Below are 17513 nucleotides of genomic sequence, written 5' to 3'. Positions count from 1 at the left end.
CCCTGGCTGATGAACACATGGCCGGCATCGTCGAACACGATGCGCGAACCGAAATGGTTCGGGCCTTCCAGCTTGGGTTCCTGCCGGTAGATGACCTTGACGTCGGCCAGTGCATCGCCGGACAGCGTGCCGTAAGCGACGGCCGTGCCGGCGGTGCCGTTCTCGCCGGGTTCGGCGTAGCTCAGATAGATGCGCTGGCTGCTGGCGAAGTCGGGCGCCAGTACGACATCGAGCAGGCCGCCCTGGCCGGTAGCCCACACCTTGGGTACGCCGGTGATCGGCGCGGATACCGCCCCGTCCGCGCCGACGCGGCGCAACTGGCCGCTGCGTTCGGTGACGAGCATGGCGCCATCCGGCAGGAAGGCGAGGCTCCACGGGTGGTCGAGGCCGCTGGCGACGCGGGTGACGCGGATCTGGCCCTGCGCGCTGGCCAGCGTCTGTGACGGCTGGTCTGCGGGTGCGGCCTGCGCGGCGGCGTGCGCCGACGCCCTGGCCGCATCACCGTTGGCCGAGGAATCGCAGGCGGCCAACGGCAGGGCGAGGAGGAGGGCGGTGGCGAGTCGATGGTGGGCGTTGCGCAACGTCGTATCTCCTGTGGGGGAAGTCAGCGGTAACCGGCGGCCTGCAGCTCGAACAGTTCGGCGTAGCGGCCGCCGGCGGCCATGAGTTGTGCGTGCGTGCCGCTGGCTTCCAGCCGCCCCTGGTCGAGGACCAGGATGCGGTCGGCCATGCGCACGCTGGAGAAGCGGTGCGAGATCAGCACCGCGGTCCGATTGTCCGACAATTCCTTGAAGCGTTGGAAGACCTCGAATTCGGAACGCGCATCGAGTGCGGCGGTCGGTTCATCCAGGATCATCACCTGCGCATCGCGCATATAGGCGCGCGCAATCGCGATCTTCTGCCACTGCCCGCCCGACAGGTCCACGCTGTTCTTGAAGCGGCGGCCCACCAGCTGGTCGTAGCCGCGCGGCAGGCTTTCGATCACTTCGTCGGCCATGGCGCGGGCAGCGGCGGCACGCACGCGCGCATCGTCGTGCATGGCCTCGATGCGGCCGACGCCGATGTTCTCGCCGGCGGTCAGGTGGTAGCGCACGAAATCCTGGAAGATCACGCCGGTGTTGGCGCGCAGGTCATCGAGATCGTACTCGCGCAGGTCCCGTCCATCGAGCAGGATGCGGCCTTCGTCGGGGTCGTACAGCCGCGCGAGCAGCTTCACCAGCGTGGTCTTGCCGGCGCCGTTCTCGCCGACCAGGGCCAGCACTTCGCCCGCGTGCAGTTCGAAGTCGAGATGCCGCACCGCCCAGCGTTCGGCATCGGGATAGCGGAAGCCGACGTTCTCGAAGACGAAGCCGCGGGTGATGGGACGCGGGACCGGCACGGCATCTGCAGGTGACGTGATCTCCGGCTCGATCTCGAAGAAGGAGAACAGGTCGTCCAGGTACAGCGCCTGGCCGGCCACCTGCGAGAACCCGATCAGCAGCCCTTCCAGCAACTGGCGCAGGCGCAGGAAACTGCCGGCCAGGAAGGTCAGGTCGCCGATGCTGAAGTCGCCGCGCACCGTGCGCCAGGCGATGTAGGCATACGCGACGTAATACCCGAGCGTGCCCAGCGCGGCGAGCACCGTGCCCCACAGCGCACGCCGGCGCGCGAGCGCGCGGTTGGCGAGGAAGAACTTCTCCGCGAGCGTGCGGTAGCGTTCGATCAGGAAGCGGTGGAGATTGAAGATCTTCACCTCCTTCGCGGTTTCCACGCTCGCGCCCATCTGCCGCAGGTACTCCAGCTGGCGCCGTTCGGGCGTCCACTGGAAGTTCAGCGAATAGCCCAGCGCATTGAAGTGCGCCTCGCCAACGAAGGCCGGGATCAACGCGATCGCGAGCAGGGCGATGAGCCACGGCGCGTAGACCAGCAGGCCCGCAGCGAAGGCGACCACGGTGATGGCATCCTGTACCTGGCCGAACAACTGGCTCATCAGGTTCATGCGGCCCATGGTCTGGCGGCGCGCACGGTCCAGCTTGTCCTGCAGGTCGGGATCTTCGAAGTCCTCCAGGTCGAGAGTGGCCGCATGCGCCATGAGCCGCACGCTGGTCGCGTTGGTGAACAGCTCCGACAGCAGCGCGTCGGCGTAACTGACCAGGCGGCCGAGCAGGTCGGAGCCGATCGCCAGCGCGAACTCCAGCGCCAGGAGCGTGACCAGCGTGTCCAGTTGCCCGCTGCGCCACGCTTCGCCGAGCGATCCGAAGTCCAGGCCCAGCCCGACCAGCCGGATGGCTTCGTCGATGATCAGCTTGGCGATGTAGAGCGTCACCACGGGGACGAACGCGCGCACCAGGCGCAGGCCCAGGCTCGCCAGCGTCAGCGTGCGGCTGGTCTGCCAGATCTGGCGCAGGAACGGGCCGAGGTTGCGCATCGCATCGAAGCGCTCGCGCAGGTTGGGCGTGGGATTGCGTGCGGGCGCGGCATGCGTAGGGGCGGACGGCATGCCCGGATTGTGCCCGTTCGTGGGGTCGTCGTCAGTGAAGGCCGCCGGTCGTCCCGGCGTCCCCGCGGCGCACAGCGTCAGCGTGTCGCCAGCGTCGGTGCCGGCGACCGGATGTCCAGCATCTGGCCGGCTTCCACACGTTCGCCGCCCCGCACGACCAGGCGATCGCCCGCCTTGATCCCCGCGCTGACCTCGACCAGGTCGTCCAGTTCCGTCCCGGTCGTCACCGGCACGCGTTCGGCCTTGCCGGCGGCATCCACCCGCATGACGAAGTCGCCCTCGCGGCGCAGGATCACCGCGTCACGCGGCACCGCGATCACCGTGCGCGGCGGGGCGCTGGGCAGGCCCACGTCCACCGCGGTGCCGATGGGAATGTCCATGCCGTCCACCGCGATGCGCAGTTCGAGCTGCCGCGAGGCCTCGTCGCCCACCGGCACCAGGACGCTTACGGGATAGGCGCGTTCTGTGCCGGCGTTGCGCACGCGTACCTCGGTACCGGGCGACAGATGGCGGGCCAGGTCGACCGGTGCGCGGACGCGGACTTCCTGCGCGCCCGTGTCCACCAGGCGCGCGACCGAGGCGCCGGTGACCAGGTATTCGCCAGGTTGCGTGTGGCGCTCCACGACGATGCCGTCGAACGGCGCGCGGACGACCATCTGCGCCCGCTGATGGCGGAGCTGCGCGAGTTGGGCCAGCACGCGTGCCCGTTCCTGGGCCAGCACGTCGCGATCGGCGCGCAGCTGCTCGTACTGCGCACGCGCGATGTTCTGTTGTTCCGCCAGCTGCGCGTAGCGCTGTTCCTGCCGGGTGGCCAAGGCGAGTTGCGCCTGGATGCGCGCAAGATCGGCCTGGCCCTCCTGCTCGCGCAGGCGCAGCGCGGCGTCGTCGAGCACGGCCAGCGCCTGTCCGCGGCGAACACGCTGGCCGACCTCCGCGACGTCGACGACACGGCCCGTCTGTTCGCCTGCCACACGCGCATCGCGGCGACTGATGACACTGCCCGGCGACCACTGGTGCGGCGCAAAGGCCGTGCTGACGGCGGGTGCGACGCTGACGATGGCGGGCGGCGATGCCTCATCGGGTGGCGCGCTGGCTTCGGCCTCCCGTTTCATCCATGGCAGGACGAGGACGCCCGCGAGTGCGGAGGCGAGCAGCAGTTTGGGCAGGGGACGCATGGGATTCTCCAGGACAGGATCAGGAAGTGGCACGGGGAAGCGCGAACGCGTCCTCGGCCCGGTCGCCGCGCGGATGCGGCGTGCGTTCGCCGGCCAGGCGCAGCAGCGCAGGCACGAGCACCACGGTGAACAGCAGGCTGAGTGCGACGCCACCGACCGACACCGCGGCCAGTCCGCGATAGATCACCGCGCCGGGCCCCGGATTGATCGCCATGGGCAGCGCGCCGAGCACGCCGGTCAGGGCGGCGATCAGGATCGGGCGCAGGCGTTGTTCGAGTGCTTGCTTGAGCGCGTCGTCGAGCGATGCGCCGTCGGCCTGCGCTTCATGCGTCTGCGCCACCAGTAGGATGGCGTTGTTGATCACCATGCCCAGCAGCATGATGAAACCGATCATCGAGAGGAGATCCAGCGTCTGGCCGGCGACCAGGTCGAGTACGCGCAGGCCGGCGACGCCACCCAGCACGGCCATCGGCAGGGTGGCCATGACGAAGGCGCTGTCGCGCAGTGAGCGGAACATCGCGGCCATCAGCATGAAGAGCACGACCAGCGCCATCGCGAAGTTGATGCCCATGCTGCGCACCACCTCGCCGAGCCGGTCAGCGCTGCCCGAGATGCGGATGGCCGCATCCGGCGGCAGGCTGTCGCGCAGGGTCGGCACGATCTCCCCGTTGACGATGTCCAGCGCTTCTTCCAACGACATCGCCGCGGGAGGATCGACGGTGAGCGTGACCGTGCGACGGCGATCGATGCGGCGCAGCTGGTTCGGCGCGAGCACCGTGTCCACCTGCGCCAGGTCGGCCAGGCTCAGCACACCGCCCTGCGGCGTGGCCAGCGGGGCATCGCCCAGGCGCGCGATGTCGTCCTCGCCGTTGCTGCGCAGGATGATCGCCAGGCGGCGGTCGCCATCGAAATGCTCGCCCAGCCACTGGCCGTCGCCCAGCGTGCGCACTACCGTGCCCAGCTCGGGGCGCCGCCAGCCGACTTCGGCCAGGCGCCGGTCGTTGGGACTGACGCGCAGCTCCGGGGTGCCGCCGTCGGCATTGGGCCAGGCCTGCACGTTGGCGCCGGCGAAACGCTCGGACAATGCTTTTCGTCCCGCCTCTGCCGCACGCGCCAGCGCATCGCCGTCGCTGTGCTGCAGGTGGATGGCGATGGCGCGCGCCGAGCCCCCGAAACTGCCGAACAATTCGCCTTCGCTGGCGAACGCGCGCGTATCGGGGAAGCCGACCACGATCTCGTCGCGCACGATGCGTTCGAGTTCGCCGATGTCGTCCGGATCGACCACGCGCGCACCCAGCGTGCCGCCGCCCGGCCACAGGTTGAGATACCAGTTGCTGAGCTGCGGCCCCTTATCGCCCTCCATGTACGGGCGCATGCGCTCCAGCAATGCGGGGGCGATCTCGCGGTTCACGCGTTCGGGGCTCATCCCCGGCGGGAAGTTGAAGAAGGCGTCCACCGCGGCGCGCTTCACCGGCGGCAGGTAGTCGATCTGCGGCATTAGCACTACCGCAAGCAGGGCGGGTGCGAGCACCAGGCCGCCGACCCAGGCGAGCTGGCGCGGCCGGCCTTCGGTGGTCTTCAAGGCCCAGTCGCTGAGCCGCGACCAGAAGCGATGCTGGTTCTCCTCGCCAGGCCGCGTGCGCAGCCAACTGCCGGCCGCGGCGGGCAGCACCGTGACGGCGATCAGCAGCGATATGCCCACCGCGATGGAAATGGTCAGCGCCAGGTCGGCGAAGAGCTGGCCTTCGACGTCGTCCATGAAGATGACCGGCAGGAACACCGCCACCGTCGTCAGCGTGGAGGCGACCAATGCGCCGACGACCTGCCGCGTGCCTTCCAGCGCCGCATGCGTGGCCGACAGGCCTTGCTCGCGCAGGCGCACGATGTTCTCCGCGACGACCACCGCGGCGTCCATCACCATGCCGACCGCGAAGGCGAGGCCGGCCAGCGAGATGACGTTGAGGCTGCGCCCGGTGAGCTGCAGCACGATGAAGGTGGCGAGCAGCGAGATGGGAATCGCGCACGCGATCAGCGCGGTGGCGCGCACATCGCGCAGGAACCACCACAGGCAGCCCACGGCGAGCAGCACGCCGGCGGTCAGGCTGCCCGACAGCAGGCCGAGCGCGCGGTTGATGAAGACCGACGCGTCGAAGCTCTGCGCGATGTCCAGCCCCAGTGGCTTGAGTTCCTGCTCGCGCACGTCGGCGACGACCTGCTTCACGTCGTCCAGCGTGTCGAGCACGTTGGCGCCGCTTTCGCGCAGGATGCGCAAACCGATCGCCGGATTGCCGTTCTGGTAGGCGAAGAAGCGTTGCTCGGGACGCTTGACCTCCACCGTGGCAACATCGGCCAGCCGTACCGGCCGGCCATCGCGCCAGGCGAGGATCAGGTTGCCCAGTGCCTCGGGCGAATAGCGTCCGGCGAAGCGCAGTACGTACTCGCGGCGACCGGCTTCCACCACGCCACCAGAGACATCGGTGGCGCGTGCAGCGACGGCAGCCACATCGGGAATCTGGATGCCCAGTGCCGCGGCCCGCGACAGGTCCAGGGTGATGGTCAGCTCCTCCTCCGCACCGCCATTGATCTCCACGCCGGCCACGCCATCGACGGACGTCAGACGCGGCACGATCCGGTCCTCGATGAGCTGGCGATAGTCGAGGATGTCGCCGCGCGTGCCGGGCAGCTTCTGCACGAAGAAGTAGGTCAGCGAGTTGTTGGCGTTGTCCGCCCCGGCCTGCACCACAGGGGGCGTCGCATCGCGCGGCAAGGGCTGCAGGCGATTCATGCGCGCCAGCACTTCCACCAGCATCGCGTCCATGTCGCTGCCCACGGCGAACGTAAGGTTGATGAAGCTGTTGCCGGCGTTGACATTGGAGGTCATCTCCTCCAGTCCGGGCAGGCCCTGCATCACCGTTTCGATCGGCTCGACGATCTCCGATTCCATTTCCTGCGGCGAGGCCGCGCGCCAACCGGTCTGGATCGACATCTGCGGGCGCTCGATGTCCGGGAACAACTGCAGCGGCAGCTTGCCCAGGCTCAGCAGGCCGAATGCGCAGACCATCGCCACCACCACGGCGACGGCGGCGGGATTGCGCAGTGAGGCATCGGTGAGTTTCATCGTACGTCCGCGTGGTGGTCGGCGGTGCGCACGATGCGCGCAGTGACGAGCGGCGTTATGGCCCGGAAGTCATGCGGCAAGCCGCATTGCGGCGAGTGGTGGATGCGCGACGACGAACCGAGTCTTGAGAATCTGCGTTACGCGCATCGAATGCTGTTGTAGGAGCGACGTAAGTCGCGACCGCACGAGTTGAAAGTCATGAAATGTCGCAGCGAGCAGGCAAAATCCTGTCGCCATCGGCGCCTCGCACGAGGCCTGGCTTGGTGAGGTTCCGGCTACACGGTCGCGACTTACGTCGCTCCTACAGAACGGCACACGCCTACAGCAATACCGCCAGCTTGTCGCGATGGCTGCGCGACAGCTTCAGCTCCTGGCCGCAGTCCAGGCGCAGGAAGCTTTCGCCGTTGGTGTGCGGGCGCATTTCCACCACGCGCCGTGCGTTGACGATGGTGGATCGATGGATGCGGGGGAAGCGCTGCGGGTCCAGCTGTTTCTCCAGTTCGCGCATCGTCGCGCGCAGGATCAACGTGGTGCCGTTCGCTTCGTCGCCGTCCACATGGATGCACATGTAGTCGCCGGCGGCATCGATCCAGCGGATGCTGTGCAGGTCCACGCGCACGGTGCGGCCGCCATCGCGGACGGCGAGTTTCTCCTCGCGGCGCAGCAGGTCGAGCGCGTCCGGCTTCAGGGCCTCGTCCAGGTCCAGCGGCGGGCGGCCGCTCAGTTCGCCCAGCAGGCCGAGCAGGTGGGCGCAGTGGCCGCTGGCTTCGCGTTGGGCGCGTGCCTGACGCACCCGGGCCAGTGCCTGGGCCAACCGCGAATCCTCCACCGGTTTCAGCAGGTAGTCGGTGGCCGACGCTTCGAACGCGCGGATCGCGTAATGATCGTAGGCGGTCACGAACACCACCAGCGGCATCTCGCTGGCGGGGATCGCCCGCAGCGTCTGGAAGCCATCCAGGCCGGGCATCTGCACATCGAGGAACATCAGGTCCGGGCGGTGCTCGCGCAGGCCGGCGATGGCCGATGCGCCGTCGCCGTACTGGCCGACGATCTCGATGTCGGGATGCGCGCTCAGGCGGATTTCAAGGCCGCGACGCGCGAGCGGTTCGTCGTCGACGATCACGGCGCGCAGGCGGGGGGCAGGGTCCGTGAGGGCGTGGCTGTCCATGCTCAGTCACCGAGCGTCTGCGAGGTTTCGAACGGCAGGCGCAGGGTCACCTCGATGCCGCGTTCGCGGTTGCGCACGGAGAATCCGCCGGCCTCTCCGTACAGCACGCTGAGGCGTTCGCGCGTGTTGCGAAGTCCCACTCCCTTGCCCGGCGGCAAGGAGTTGCCTTCAAGACTGCTGCAGCCGGGGCCGTCGTCGATCACCCGCAGCACCAGTTGGCCGGCATCGTGTTCGGCTTCGATCCGCAACAGACCGCCGGCAACCTGGCGCGCGACCGCGTACTTGATGGCGTTCTCCACCAACGGCTGAAGCAGCAGGCTGGGGAGCAGCGCGCGCCAGCAGTCCTCGTCGATGTCGGTCTCGATGCGCAGGCGTTCGGCGAAGCGGATCTTCTCGATGTCCAGATACAGCGTGAGCGCATCCAGTTCCTGCCGCAGCGTCACCCGTTGCATCGGGTCGTTGTCCAGCGAATGGCGCAGGAACGACGAAAGCCCCTGCACCATGCGGTTGGCAGTGGCGTTGTCGCGGTCCAGGATCAGGGTGGAGATGGCGTTGAGCGTGTTGAACAGGAAGTGCGGATTCAGCTGGTAGCGCAGCATCTTCAGCTGGGCCTGGTGCGCCATGCTGCGCGCGGCGAGCGTGCGCCGTGCTTCGTCCTGGAACTGGCGGTAGTACTTGATGCCGAGGTACAGCCCCACCCAGGCCAGCACCACATAGATGTATCCGAGCGAATGCGCGACGAACTCCAGATGGTTGGCGGGCGCGCAGTCTTCGCAGAAGCGCAGCATCACCGCGCGGCTGGTCAGGTTCATCACCGTGGACGCTGCCAGCATCGGCAGGACCATCGCGGCCGCCAGTTGGGCGGGTTTGAGCCGCCAGCAGGCGCGCAACAGCTGGCGCAGGACCGCCGTGGCCACGAACCCGGTACAGGCGGCGGTGAACGGCACGATCCAGTAGCCTGCCGGCTTGCCGTAGGCGACTGCCTGCAGAGAACCAAGCGCGAAGTACGCCAGCCAGCCGCCTGCCTGGAGGCTCCAGAATGCCTGGTGCCGGGGAAGATCTAGAGGGTGGGCCGTTGAGATGGCCATGGCGGGCTCGCGAAGACGCAGGTGCCGCCATGCTAATGCCATGCCCGGCGACATGCCGCACGGCTCATCGGCCGCCGCGCACGCTTCGGCGCAAGGATCGCCGGATCAGCCCAACGGGCCGGGTGGCTCGCCATCGCCACCCGATTGCAGTGCCACCGGCAGGTGCCAGCCGTAGGTCACCGCCATCATGCGCAGGCCGAAGCAGAGGCCTGCGCCGACCAGGGCGCAGGGCAGCGCGGGCAGCGCCAGCCAGTGACCGAGCGCGACCACCAGTGCGCCGGCCAGCGCGGCCACCGCGTACAGCTCCGCCCGCAGCACCAGCGGCACCTGCGCCAACAGCACGTCGCGCGCGATGCCACCGCCAATGCCGGTCAGCATGCCCATCGCGGCCGCCATCGGCGGCGAGATGCCGTATTCCAGCGCCTTCTGCGTGCCGGCCACGGCGAACAGCGCCAGCCCCATCGCATCGAACAGACGCACCGGATGGTGCAGCTTCTCGATCAGCGGAGCCCAGAAGAACGTCACGATGCCAGCGGCCAGCGACGTCACGGGATAGCGCCAATCGCTGAGCGCGGCCGGTGGCGTAGCGCCGATCAGCAGGTCCCGGGTGATGCCGCCAGCCGTGGCCGCGATGAACGACAGCACCAGGACGCCGAAGATGTCGAGGCGGCGGCGCACGCCCAGCGTGGCGCCGCTGAGCGCGAACACGAACGTGCCGATCAGGTCGAGGATGGGGACGAGGGTATCCATGCCGGCATTGTGCCGCCGGCGTGGCGGGCCTGCGAGCCTTGTTCCGTCAGGCCAGGATCGGCTGCATCCCCACGCCCAGGCGATTCCAGGCGTTGATCACGGCCACCGCCATGGTCAGCTCGGCGATGCCGTGTTCGTCGAAATGCGCCTTCAGCGCCTCATAGGTGCTGTCGGCCGGTGCGCCGGAGGGCAACGTCGTCAGCTGCTCCGCCCAGGCCAGTGCCGCGCCTTCGCGGGCATCGAAGAAGCGGCTGTCTCGCCAACCGGCCAGCGTGTGCAGCTTGCGCGACTCCACCCCGGCCTTGACCAGGGCGCTGCTGTGCATGTCCATGCAGTAGGCGCAGCCGTTGATCTGCGAGACGCGCAGGAAGATGAGTTCGAGGAACTCCTTTCCCAGCACGCCGTTGTGGACGGCCGTGCTGGTGGCGTAGAGGCCGCGGAAGGCCTCGGGAACAAGCTTGGGATAGTCGACGCGATGGAATTTCATGCTCATGGCAGTGCCTCAATGGCGGCCACGCCGGCCACCTTCACTACCAGGACGCGCCACCGTCCTTCGCCGTGACAGCCGTACCCAACTTGTCGGGATTGGCGATGGTGAAGAGCTCGCTGATGCGCTCGCCGTCGCTCACCGCCACCATCACCGCGACCAGCACGCCATCGCGGTAGCGCAGGATCGCCGGTTCGCCGTTGGCCGTGCCCATGCGCCAGGCGATGGCCGGGTCCTGGCGGCGATACGCGGCCCAGAACAGGCGCGCGATCCGGATCGCGCCCAGCAACGGACGGATGACCGCCTGTCCCTTGCCGCCGCCATCGGAAACCAGTTGCGCGTCCTCGCGAAGCAGGGCCGCGATCGCAGGCTGGTCGCCGCGGCGCGCGGCGTCCATGAAGCGCTCCAGCAGGCGTCGGTGGTTCTCCGGCGGCACCGCGAAGCGCGGACGACCGGCCTGCACGCGTTCGCGCGCGCGATGGACAATCTGCCGGCAATTGGCTTCGCTCTGGCCGAGCAGGGGCGCGACCTGCGCGTAGTCGTAGTCGAAGGCTTCCTTCAGCAGGAAGGCGGCGCGCTCTTCCGGGCCCAGCCGTTCCAGCACGGCCAGGAAGGCTAGCGAGACCTGTTCCGAGACTTCGGCGGTGCGCTCCGGGCCGGGGGCCTCGTCGATGTCCGAGGGCGCGGGCAGCCACGGACCGGTGTAGTGCTCGCGCTGCACGCGCGCCGCGCGCAGGCGGTCGATGCCCAGCCGGGTGGCGGCGGTGACCAGCCAGGCCTCCGGGTCGCGGATGCCGGTCTTGTCGGTCTGCTGCCAGCGCAGCCAGGTGTCCTGGACGACATCCTCGGCGTCGCTGCGGCTGCCCAGCAGCCGGTAGGAGAGCCCGAAAAGACGGGAGCGGTGGGTTTCGAAGGTGTTTTCGGCGTTCATGCGACCAAAGACGGGGCAGGGCGACGTGGCGTGACAGCCGGGCACGGAGTCACTTTGGCCTAAAATGGGCGCTTCCGCCCGCTACCCCACCGGCAGCCCCCGGCTTCACGTCCCATGACCTCGATCAAGCAAGAAGACCTCATCCAGTCCATCGCCGACGGCCTGCAGTACATCAGCTACTACCACCCGGTCGACTACATCAAGAGCCTCGCGTCGGCGTATGACCGCGAGGAATCGCCGGCCGCGAAGGACGCCATCGCGCAGATCCTGATCAATTCGCGCATGTGCGCCGAAGGCCATCGCCCGATCTGCCAGGACACCGGCATCGTCACCGTGTTCCTCGAGATCGGCATGGACGTGCGCTGGGACGACGCCACGATGGGCGTGGAGGACATGGTCCATGAAGGCGTGCGCCGCGCCTACAACCATCAGGACAACAAGCTGCGCGCCAGCGTGCTGGCCGACCCGGCCGGCAAGCGCACCAACACGAAGGACAACACGCCGGGCGTGGTCAACGTCAAGGTCGTGCCGGGCAACACCGTCGACGTGATCGTCGCCGCCAAGGGCGGCGGCTCGGAGGCGAAGTCGAAGTTCGCGATGCTCAATCCGTCCGACTCCATCGTCGACTGGGTACTGAAGACCGTGCCGACGATGGGTGCCGGCTGGTGCCCGCCGGGCATGCTCGGCATCGGCATCGGCGGCACCGCCGAGAAGGCGATGCTGCTGGCGAAGGAATCGCTGATGGAGCCGATCGACATTACCGACCTGCAGGCGCGCGGCGCGTCCAATCGCGCCGAGGAGCTGCGCCTGGAACTGTACGAGAAGGTCAACGCGCTCGGCATCGGCGCGCAGGGCCTGGGTGGCCTGACCACCGTGCTCGACATCAAGGTCAAGGATTACCCGACCCACGCGGCCAACCTGCCGGTGGCGATGATCCCGAACTGCGCCGCCACGCGCCACGCGCACTTCACCCTCGACGGCAGCGGCCCGGTGATGCTGGACCCGCCGTCGCTGGAGGACTGGCCGGAACTGACCTACGACGCATCGAAGGGCCGTCGCGTCGATCTCGACACGCTGACCCGCGAGGATGTCGCCAACTGGAAGCCGGGCGAAGTCCTGCTGCTCAATGGCAAGTTGCTGACCGGCCGCGATGCCGCGCACAAGCGGATGGTCGACATGCTCAACAAGGGCGAGGCGCTGCCGGTCGATCTGAAGGGCCGCTTCATCTACTACGTCGGTCCGGTCGATCCCGTGCGCGATGAAGTCGTCGGCCCGGCGGGCCCGACCACCGCCACCCGCATGGACAAGTTCACCGAACAGGTGCTGGCGCAGACCGGCCTGCTGGGCATGGTCGGCAAGGCCGAGCGCGGCCCGGCGGCGATCGAGGCCATCAAGAAGCACCAGTCGGCCTACCTGATGGCGGTCGGCGGCGCGGCGTACCTCGTCTCCAAGGCGATCAAGGCGGCGAAGGTCGTCGGTTTCGCCGACCTGGGCATGGAAGCGATCTACGAGTTCACCGTGCAGGACATGCCCGTGACCGTCGCGGTCGACTCCCAAGGCACCTCGGTGCACCAGACCGGCCCGAAGGAGTGGCAGGCGCGGATCGGGAAGATTCCGGTGGTGGTGGCCTGACGCTGTTCCCTTCTCCCTGCGGGAGAAGGTGCCGAAGGCGGATGAGGGGCGAGCGAAGTCTGATTGCTTGAATCATGCTGACGGTTGGCGCTCCTTACTCCAACCCCTCTCCCATGGGGAGAGGGGCTCAAATCGCAGAGGCCCATCTATGTCGACAAAGCTCTACTACTCCCGCAGCACCGCCAGCCTCGTCGTGCACTGGCTGCTGATCGAGCTGGGCGTCCCGCATGAGCTGCACGAGCTGGACTTCGACAAGCGCGACCAGAAATCCGACGAGTACCTGAAGCTCAACCCCGCCGGCGTGGTGCCCACGCTGGTGATGGACGGGCAGGTGATCACCGAGACGGCCGCGATCCTGATGCATCTCGCCGATACGCATCCGCGTGCCGAACTGGCGCCTGCGGTGGCGAGCACGCAGCGTGCGCAGTACTACCGCTGGATGCTGTTCTGCGCCAACACGCTGATGCCCGCGTACCGCGCGTGGTTCTACTCCGACGAGATCGCCGGCGAAGCCAATGTCGAGGCCACCCGGCAGCACGCACGGGCGAAGCTGGAAAAGGCGTGGGGACAGGTCGCCGAGCATCTCGAAGCGCATGGGCCTTACCTGCTGGGCACTCAGCGCACCGCGGCCGACTTCCTGCTGACGATGCTGATGCGCTGGTCGCGCAACATGCCCAAGCCCGCCGATACCTGGCCGGCGCTGCAGGCCTACGCACAGCGCATGAAGGCGCTGCCGAGTTTCAGGGAAGTCTATGCGCGCGAAGGATTGACGGACTGGACCTAGCGAAACTGCGTCTTGTGGGAGCGACGTAAGTCGCGAAGCTCCGGGATTGAATCCATGCGGGCCGATGGAAAAAAGCTCGCGACTTACGTCGCTCCCACAGCGATCATCGCGTTGGCTCAGTCCACGTATTCTTCGAACTTCTTCCCGCCCTGGAACGGCATCAGATGCTGGCGCACGATGCCGCGTGGCACCGTCTCCAGCTTCATCACGCCGTATTCCTCGGGCCAGTCTTCCTGCTTCGGCGGCAGCTTGAACGTGCCCATCAGCATGTCCACCAGCGGCAGGTGGATGGCGTAGTTCACGTCCAGGTAGTCCTTGTGCCGTGCGTGGTGCCAGTGGTGGTAGCGCGGCAGCACCAGCAGGTATTCGAGCCAGCCGAAGCGGATGCCCAGGTTGGCGTGCGCCAGCACCGCCTGCAGACCCACCAGGATCACGTAGGCATTCACTGCCGGCGTCGAGAAGCCGAGGACCAGCAGCGGCAACAGCACCGCGCTGCGGGTCAGCACGATCTCGACGATATGGATGCGCGAGCCGGCCAGCCAATCCATCTCGCGGCTGGAATGGTGCACGGCATGGAAGCGCCAGAGCCACGGAATGTTGTGGTACGCGCGGTGCAGCAGCGCTTGCGCGAGGTCGGCGACGAACACGGCGATCAGGAACTGCGCCCAGACCGGCAGCGACTGGATGGCGTCCTTCAAGGCGGGGAACGCGGCCAGGCCGGCGATGGTTGAGGTGGAGGCCGTCACCAGGATCAGGATGAACTGCACCAGCATGTGGCTCATGAAGAAGTACGTCACGTCGGTGCGCCAGCCGGGACGCAGCGGCGAGATCCGGCGCTTGCCGAGGTAGTGTTCCAGCGGTACGAACACCAGCGCCGAGAAGAACAGAGAGATCACGAACCAGTCCAGGCCCAGCGAATACGGTGTCTTGCCGATGGCGTCAAACTGTACGTTGGTGCCGCCCAGCAGCACCGCCAGCGTGGCACCGCCTACACCGATGAGCGCGATGCGCTTGTTGCGGTCGCGCAGGATGGCCCAGGTGCCCATGGCGAAGGCGGCGGCCAACCCGACCAGCAGGAGGTGGCGAGCGAACTGCTCGTTGTAGGCGGCCCGGAATTCCCTGCTCGTCAGCAGTTCGGGGAAATGGAAACAGGCGACGGCCATCAGGCTCAGCAGCCCGAGCATGGCCGAAGCGTAGGCGAAGAACGAACGGCGAGGGCGTGTCATGAGCATCCTGGCAGGCGGTGCGATTCCTGCGCAGGATCTTACGTCAGGCGAGGCGGTTTCCGGCCGCGTCGACGACCGGCTCGCCATCTTCCTTGCTGAAAGCGCCACGCTGCGCCTGCGGCAGGATATCCAGGACTCGTTCGGAGGGCCGGCAAAGCCGGGTGCCGAGGGTCGTCACCACGATCGGACGGTTGATCAGCACCGGATGGTCCAGCATGGCGTCGATGAGCGCCGCGTCATCGGCAAGGCCGAGTTCCGGGTAAAGCGCTTCCTTGGTCCGGACAACCTCGCGCACGGGCGTGCCCATCGCCGCGATCAGCGACACCAGCGTGGCGCGATCGGGCGGCGTCTTCAGGTATTCGATGACCTGCGGCTCGATACCCGCATTGCGGATCAGTCCCAGCGTGTTCCGCGAGGTGCCGCACGCGGGGTTGTGGTAGATCGTCACGTCGTCCATCAGTACCAGTCCAGCAACGAGATGCCCAGGCCGACGTAGGTGGCCTTGTGGTTGTAGTCGATCAGGCTTTCGCCGTAGCCATGGAACAACTGCACGTGGGCGCGGAACGCGCGATTGATCGGGAAGCCGTAGTCCAGCTGCAGGGCGCCGTGCGACTGATCGCCGCCACGCAGCGAGTGCCGGCCCAGTACGGTGAATACATGGCCGTCGCGCGCGTAGGTGAGCATCGCATCGCCGCGGCCGATGTAGTCCTCGATATCCGGGTTGTCGTCGTCGTTGCCGTCCGGAACGCGATACCACGGACGCACGACGAAAGCCCAGTTCTCGCGATCCAGGCCGATGGTGGCGATGACGCGGTTCCAGCTGCGCGACAGCGGATCGCTGCGGCCGTTGGACTGGTGGTTGATGCCGATGCCCGCCATCCGCCCCTTCCAGCCCGCCAGGCTGTAGTTGTTGCGGAACACCAGCATCACTTCGGGTTCGTAATTGGTTTCGCGGAACGGGCGTGATTCCTCACCGTTATAGACCTGCCAGCGCGAGCTCTGGGTGTACGCGCCCCAGATGTCGCCGTTGTCGCCGAACAGGTTCTCGGCGAACTTGGTCTTGAAGCTCAGCTGGAACTTCGCCTCGATGTCCTGCAGTGCCTGCGGCTCGGTGACCGTGTTGTCGGGATTGGGCGAGGAGGGCGTCTCGTTGACCTGGCTGGTCCAGAACGCTGGCAGCAGGTACATGGGCTTGTAGGCGCGCAACTGGAAGACACCCAGCTTCGAATCCTTGGCCAGCTCCCAGCGGCTGTCGAGCAGCGAACCGCGGCCGGCGTTGGCGATTAGGTCGGCGTCCGCCTCGTCGTCGACCCGGAACCAGGCGCCCATGCGCCGGCGGGCGCGCTCGCCCATGGGCAGGTCCGCCGCTTTGGCCGCCTCGGCCTCGGCGCGGGCCGACGCACGCGCCTGCTCGCGCGCCTGCGCCTCGGCTTCCTTCGCAGCGCGCGCCTGTTCGTCCGCGGTCCGCGTGTCGCGGGCGCTCCTGCCCAGCGCTTGGTCGTAACAGGCCAGGCGGGCGGCATCGTTCTCGAGCAGGAAGCAGGCCTCGGCGGAGGGAACGGCCGGTGCGTCCTGCGCCTGGGCAGCGAACGAGAGGGAAACGCCGATGGCCAGCGGCAGGAGTCGGGCGCGGTGCGTCATGCGGGGCTCGATCAGGGAGTGCGGGTGGGGAGCGGTATTCTGCCAGCCATGGGCGCGAAGGCGCGTCGACATGGCCTAGAAGATCCAGGCGAAGACGAACAGGCCCAGCATCGCGAAGGTCAGCCCCAGCTTCAGGACAACGCCCAGCACGATGCCCAGCCAGGTCCCCAGCCCGACCTTCGTCGCCTGCCGCAACTCGCGCCCATGCCAGAGCTCGCCGAGCAGCGCACCGATGAACGGGCCGGCCAGCAGGCCGATGGGCATGAAGAACAGGCCGGCGAAGGTGCCGATCACCGTGCCCCAGAGCGCCTTGCGGCTGGCGCCGACACGCTGCGCGCCGACCGCGGTGGAGAAAATGTCGGCCGCGAACGAGAGCGCCGTGAGCAGTCCCAGCACCACCAGCGTCACCCAGCCGATCTGCTGGAAGTCACCCGCCCAGGCGGCCAGCAGCATGCCCGCGAACACCAGCGGCAGGCCGGGCAGGGCAGGCAGGATCACCCCGGCCACGCCCACCAGGATCAGTACCACCGCCAAGGCGTAATAAAGCATCTGGATGTCCAATCAAATCTCCTGAGGAATCAAAGGGTTGTCTGGGGGTTGACTTTTCGGCTCACGTGTTTGCATTTTGCCAAATGCCGGGTTACTGTGCGGCCGCTGCCGTTGCCAAGGTCACCGTGAATCGTGGCCTGATGGGGTAGATCCATGATCCGCTGCATCCTTGTACCTCGCTTCCTCCTTGCAACCAGCCGCCCAGCAGGCGTATCCACCACCCGTTTCAAGGAGCAAGTAGATGTCTGATCGTGAAACCGGAACCGTCAAATGGTTCAACGATGCCAAGGGCTTCGGCTTCATCAGCCGCGAGAATGGTGAGGACGTGTTCGTGCATTTCCGTGCCATCCAGACCCAGGGCTTCAAGAGCCTGAAGGAAGGCCAGAAGGTCAGCTTCACCGTCGTGCAGGGCCAGAAGGGCCTCCAGGCGGATGCCGTCCAGCCGGTCTGAACTGGAGAATGCAGGACCGCGCGAAGGCGCGGGC

General features: G+C 67.5%; 16 protein-coding genes. 3 read left to right on the top strand and 13 right to left on the bottom strand.

Annotation, left to right across the window (positions count from 1 at the left end; all coding sequences use genetic code 11):
- The 9 genes from CYU89_RS15705 to CYU89_RS15665 form a co-directional block, all read right to left on the bottom strand.
- A partial coding sequence (locus CYU89_RS15705; RefSeq protein ID WP_296282469.1) for a PQQ-dependent sugar dehydrogenase occupies nt 1-581 on the bottom strand: 581 nt, incomplete at its 3' end.
- Nucleotides 582-604: 23 nt separating this feature from the next.
- Nucleotides 605-2479: an ABC transporter ATP-binding protein gene (locus tag CYU89_RS15700; protein ID WP_296282467.1), complete on the bottom strand. Its 1875-nt coding sequence runs from the start codon at nt 2477-2479 to the stop codon at nt 605-607.
- A gap of 77 nt (nt 2480-2556) precedes the next feature.
- The gene (locus tag CYU89_RS15695) at nt 2557-3654 is read right to left on the bottom strand and encodes an efflux RND transporter periplasmic adaptor subunit (protein ID WP_296282466.1); all 1098 of its coding nucleotides are present in this window, start codon (nt 3652-3654) and stop codon (nt 2557-2559) included.
- A gap of 19 nt (nt 3655-3673) precedes the next feature.
- Nucleotides 3674-6772: an efflux RND transporter permease subunit gene (locus tag CYU89_RS15690; RefSeq protein ID WP_296282464.1), complete on the bottom strand. Its 3099-nt coding sequence runs from the start codon at nt 6770-6772 to the stop codon at nt 3674-3676.
- Nucleotides 6773-7091: 319 nt separating this feature from the next.
- The gene (locus tag CYU89_RS15685) at nt 7092-7940 is read right to left on the bottom strand and encodes a LytTR family DNA-binding domain-containing protein (protein WP_296282463.1); all 849 of its coding nucleotides are present in this window, start codon (nt 7938-7940) and stop codon (nt 7092-7094) included.
- 2 nt (nt 7941-7942) lie between these two features.
- Entirely contained in the window at nt 7943-9028 is a 1086-nt protein-coding gene (locus tag CYU89_RS15680; RefSeq protein ID WP_296282461.1) for a histidine kinase, read from the bottom strand.
- A gap of 105 nt (nt 9029-9133) precedes the next feature.
- Nucleotides 9134-9778: a trimeric intracellular cation channel family protein gene (locus CYU89_RS15675; RefSeq protein ID WP_296282459.1), complete on the bottom strand. Its 645-nt coding sequence runs from the start codon at nt 9776-9778 to the stop codon at nt 9134-9136.
- A 46-nt stretch (nt 9779-9824) separates the two neighbouring features.
- The gene (locus CYU89_RS15670) at nt 9825-10265 is read right to left on the bottom strand and encodes a carboxymuconolactone decarboxylase family protein (protein ID WP_296282472.1); all 441 of its coding nucleotides are present in this window, start codon (nt 10263-10265) and stop codon (nt 9825-9827) included.
- Nucleotides 10266-10308: 43 nt separating this feature from the next.
- A complete protein-coding gene (locus CYU89_RS15665) occupies nt 10309-11196 on the bottom strand; it encodes an RNA polymerase sigma-70 factor (RefSeq protein WP_296282457.1) in 888 nt (295 codons plus the stop codon).
- A 114-nt stretch (nt 11197-11310) separates the two neighbouring features.
- On the opposite strand from CYU89_RS15665, the gene CYU89_RS15660 reads away from it, so the two are divergent.
- Together CYU89_RS15660 and CYU89_RS15655 are read left to right on the top strand one after the other, a co-directional pair.
- Nucleotides 11311-12828, top strand: a complete 1518-nt coding sequence (locus CYU89_RS15660) for a fumarate hydratase (RefSeq protein WP_296282456.1) — start codon at nt 11311-11313, stop codon at nt 12826-12828.
- 148 nt (nt 12829-12976) lie between these two features.
- Nucleotides 12977-13612 carry a glutathione S-transferase family protein gene (locus tag CYU89_RS15655; protein WP_296282455.1) on the top strand — a complete coding sequence of 212 codons (636 nt, stop codon included), beginning with the start codon at nt 12977-12979 and terminating at the stop codon, nt 13610-13612.
- Between the two features lie 116 nt (nt 13613-13728).
- Here CYU89_RS15655 and CYU89_RS15650 read toward each other — a convergent pair whose 3' ends face one another.
- The 4 genes from CYU89_RS15650 to CYU89_RS15635 form a co-directional block, all read right to left on the bottom strand.
- Nucleotides 13729-14838: a sterol desaturase family protein gene (locus CYU89_RS15650; RefSeq protein WP_296282453.1), complete on the bottom strand. Its 1110-nt coding sequence runs from the start codon at nt 14836-14838 to the stop codon at nt 13729-13731.
- A 43-nt stretch (nt 14839-14881) separates the two neighbouring features.
- On the bottom strand, nt 14882-15295 hold the full coding sequence (gene arsC / locus CYU89_RS15645; protein ID WP_296282451.1) for an arsenate reductase (glutaredoxin): 414 nt from the start codon (nt 15293-15295) through the stop codon (nt 14882-14884).
- A complete protein-coding gene (locus CYU89_RS15640) occupies nt 15295-16479 on the bottom strand; it encodes a phospholipase A (RefSeq protein WP_296282471.1) in 1185 nt (394 codons plus the stop codon). The genes arsC and CYU89_RS15640 overlap by 1 nt, the downstream gene beginning before the upstream one ends.
- Nucleotides 16480-16554: 75 nt before the next feature.
- Entirely contained in the window at nt 16555-17040 is a 486-nt protein-coding gene (locus CYU89_RS15635; RefSeq protein WP_296282450.1) for a DUF456 domain-containing protein, read from the bottom strand.
- A 229-nt stretch (nt 17041-17269) separates the two neighbouring features.
- Here CYU89_RS15635 and CYU89_RS15630 point away from each other — a divergent pair, with 229 nt between their 5' ends.
- Complete coding sequence (locus CYU89_RS15630) at nt 17270-17479, top strand: cold-shock protein (protein ID WP_055944114.1); 210 nt, start codon at nt 17270-17272, stop codon at nt 17477-17479.
- Nucleotides 17480-17513 lie beyond the last annotated feature (34 nt).

This window comes from Pseudoxanthomonas sp. (genome assembly GCF_002863005.1).
Classification (GTDB): Bacteria; Pseudomonadota; Gammaproteobacteria; order Xanthomonadales; family Xanthomonadaceae; genus Pseudoxanthomonas_A.
The sequence above is the reverse complement of the archived record's forward strand: the minus strand, read 5'-3'. Positions and strand labels throughout refer to the sequence as shown.

Bases quoted from the DNA above. Each gene is read 5' to 3' on its own strand.
- CYU89_RS15700 (WP_296282467.1), bottom strand. From the start codon at position 2,479: ATGCCGTCCGCCCCTACGCATGCCGCGCCCGCACGCAATCCCACGCCC.
- CYU89_RS15695 (WP_296282466.1), bottom strand. From the start codon at position 3,654: ATGCGTCCCCTGCCCAAACTGCTGCTCGCCTCCGCACTCGCGGGCGTC.
- CYU89_RS15690 (WP_296282464.1), bottom strand. From the start codon at position 6,772: ATGAAACTCACCGATGCCTCACTGCGCAATCCCGCCGCCGTCGCCGTG.
- CYU89_RS15685 (WP_296282463.1), bottom strand. From the start codon at position 7,940: ATGGACAGCCACGCCCTCACGGACCCTGCCCCCCGCCTGCGCGCCGTG.
- CYU89_RS15680 (WP_296282461.1), bottom strand. From the start codon at position 9,028: ATGGCCATCTCAACGGCCCACCCTCTAGATCTTCCCCGGCACCAGGCA.
- CYU89_RS15675 (WP_296282459.1), bottom strand. From the start codon at position 9,778: ATGGATACCCTCGTCCCCATCCTCGACCTGATCGGCACGTTCGTGTTC.
- CYU89_RS15670 (WP_296282472.1), bottom strand. From the start codon at position 10,265: ATGAAATTCCATCGCGTCGACTATCCCAAGCTTGTTCCCGAGGCCTTC.
- CYU89_RS15665 (WP_296282457.1), bottom strand. From the start codon at position 11,196: ATGAACGCCGAAAACACCTTCGAAACCCACCGCTCCCGTCTTTTCGGG.
- CYU89_RS15660 (WP_296282456.1), top strand. From the start codon at position 11,311: ATGACCTCGATCAAGCAAGAAGACCTCATCCAGTCCATCGCCGACGGC.
- CYU89_RS15655 (WP_296282455.1), top strand. From the start codon at position 12,977: ATGTCGACAAAGCTCTACTACTCCCGCAGCACCGCCAGCCTCGTCGTG.
- CYU89_RS15650 (WP_296282453.1), bottom strand. From the start codon at position 14,838: ATGACACGCCCTCGCCGTTCGTTCTTCGCCTACGCTTCGGCCATGCTC.
- arsC (WP_296282451.1), bottom strand. From the start codon at position 15,295: ATGGACGACGTGACGATCTACCACAACCCCGCGTGCGGCACCTCGCGG.
- CYU89_RS15640 (WP_296282471.1), bottom strand. From the start codon at position 16,479: ATGACGCACCGCGCCCGACTCCTGCCGCTGGCCATCGGCGTTTCCCTC.
- CYU89_RS15630 (WP_055944114.1), top strand. From the start codon at position 17,270: ATGTCTGATCGTGAAACCGGAACCGTCAAATGGTTCAACGATGCCAAG.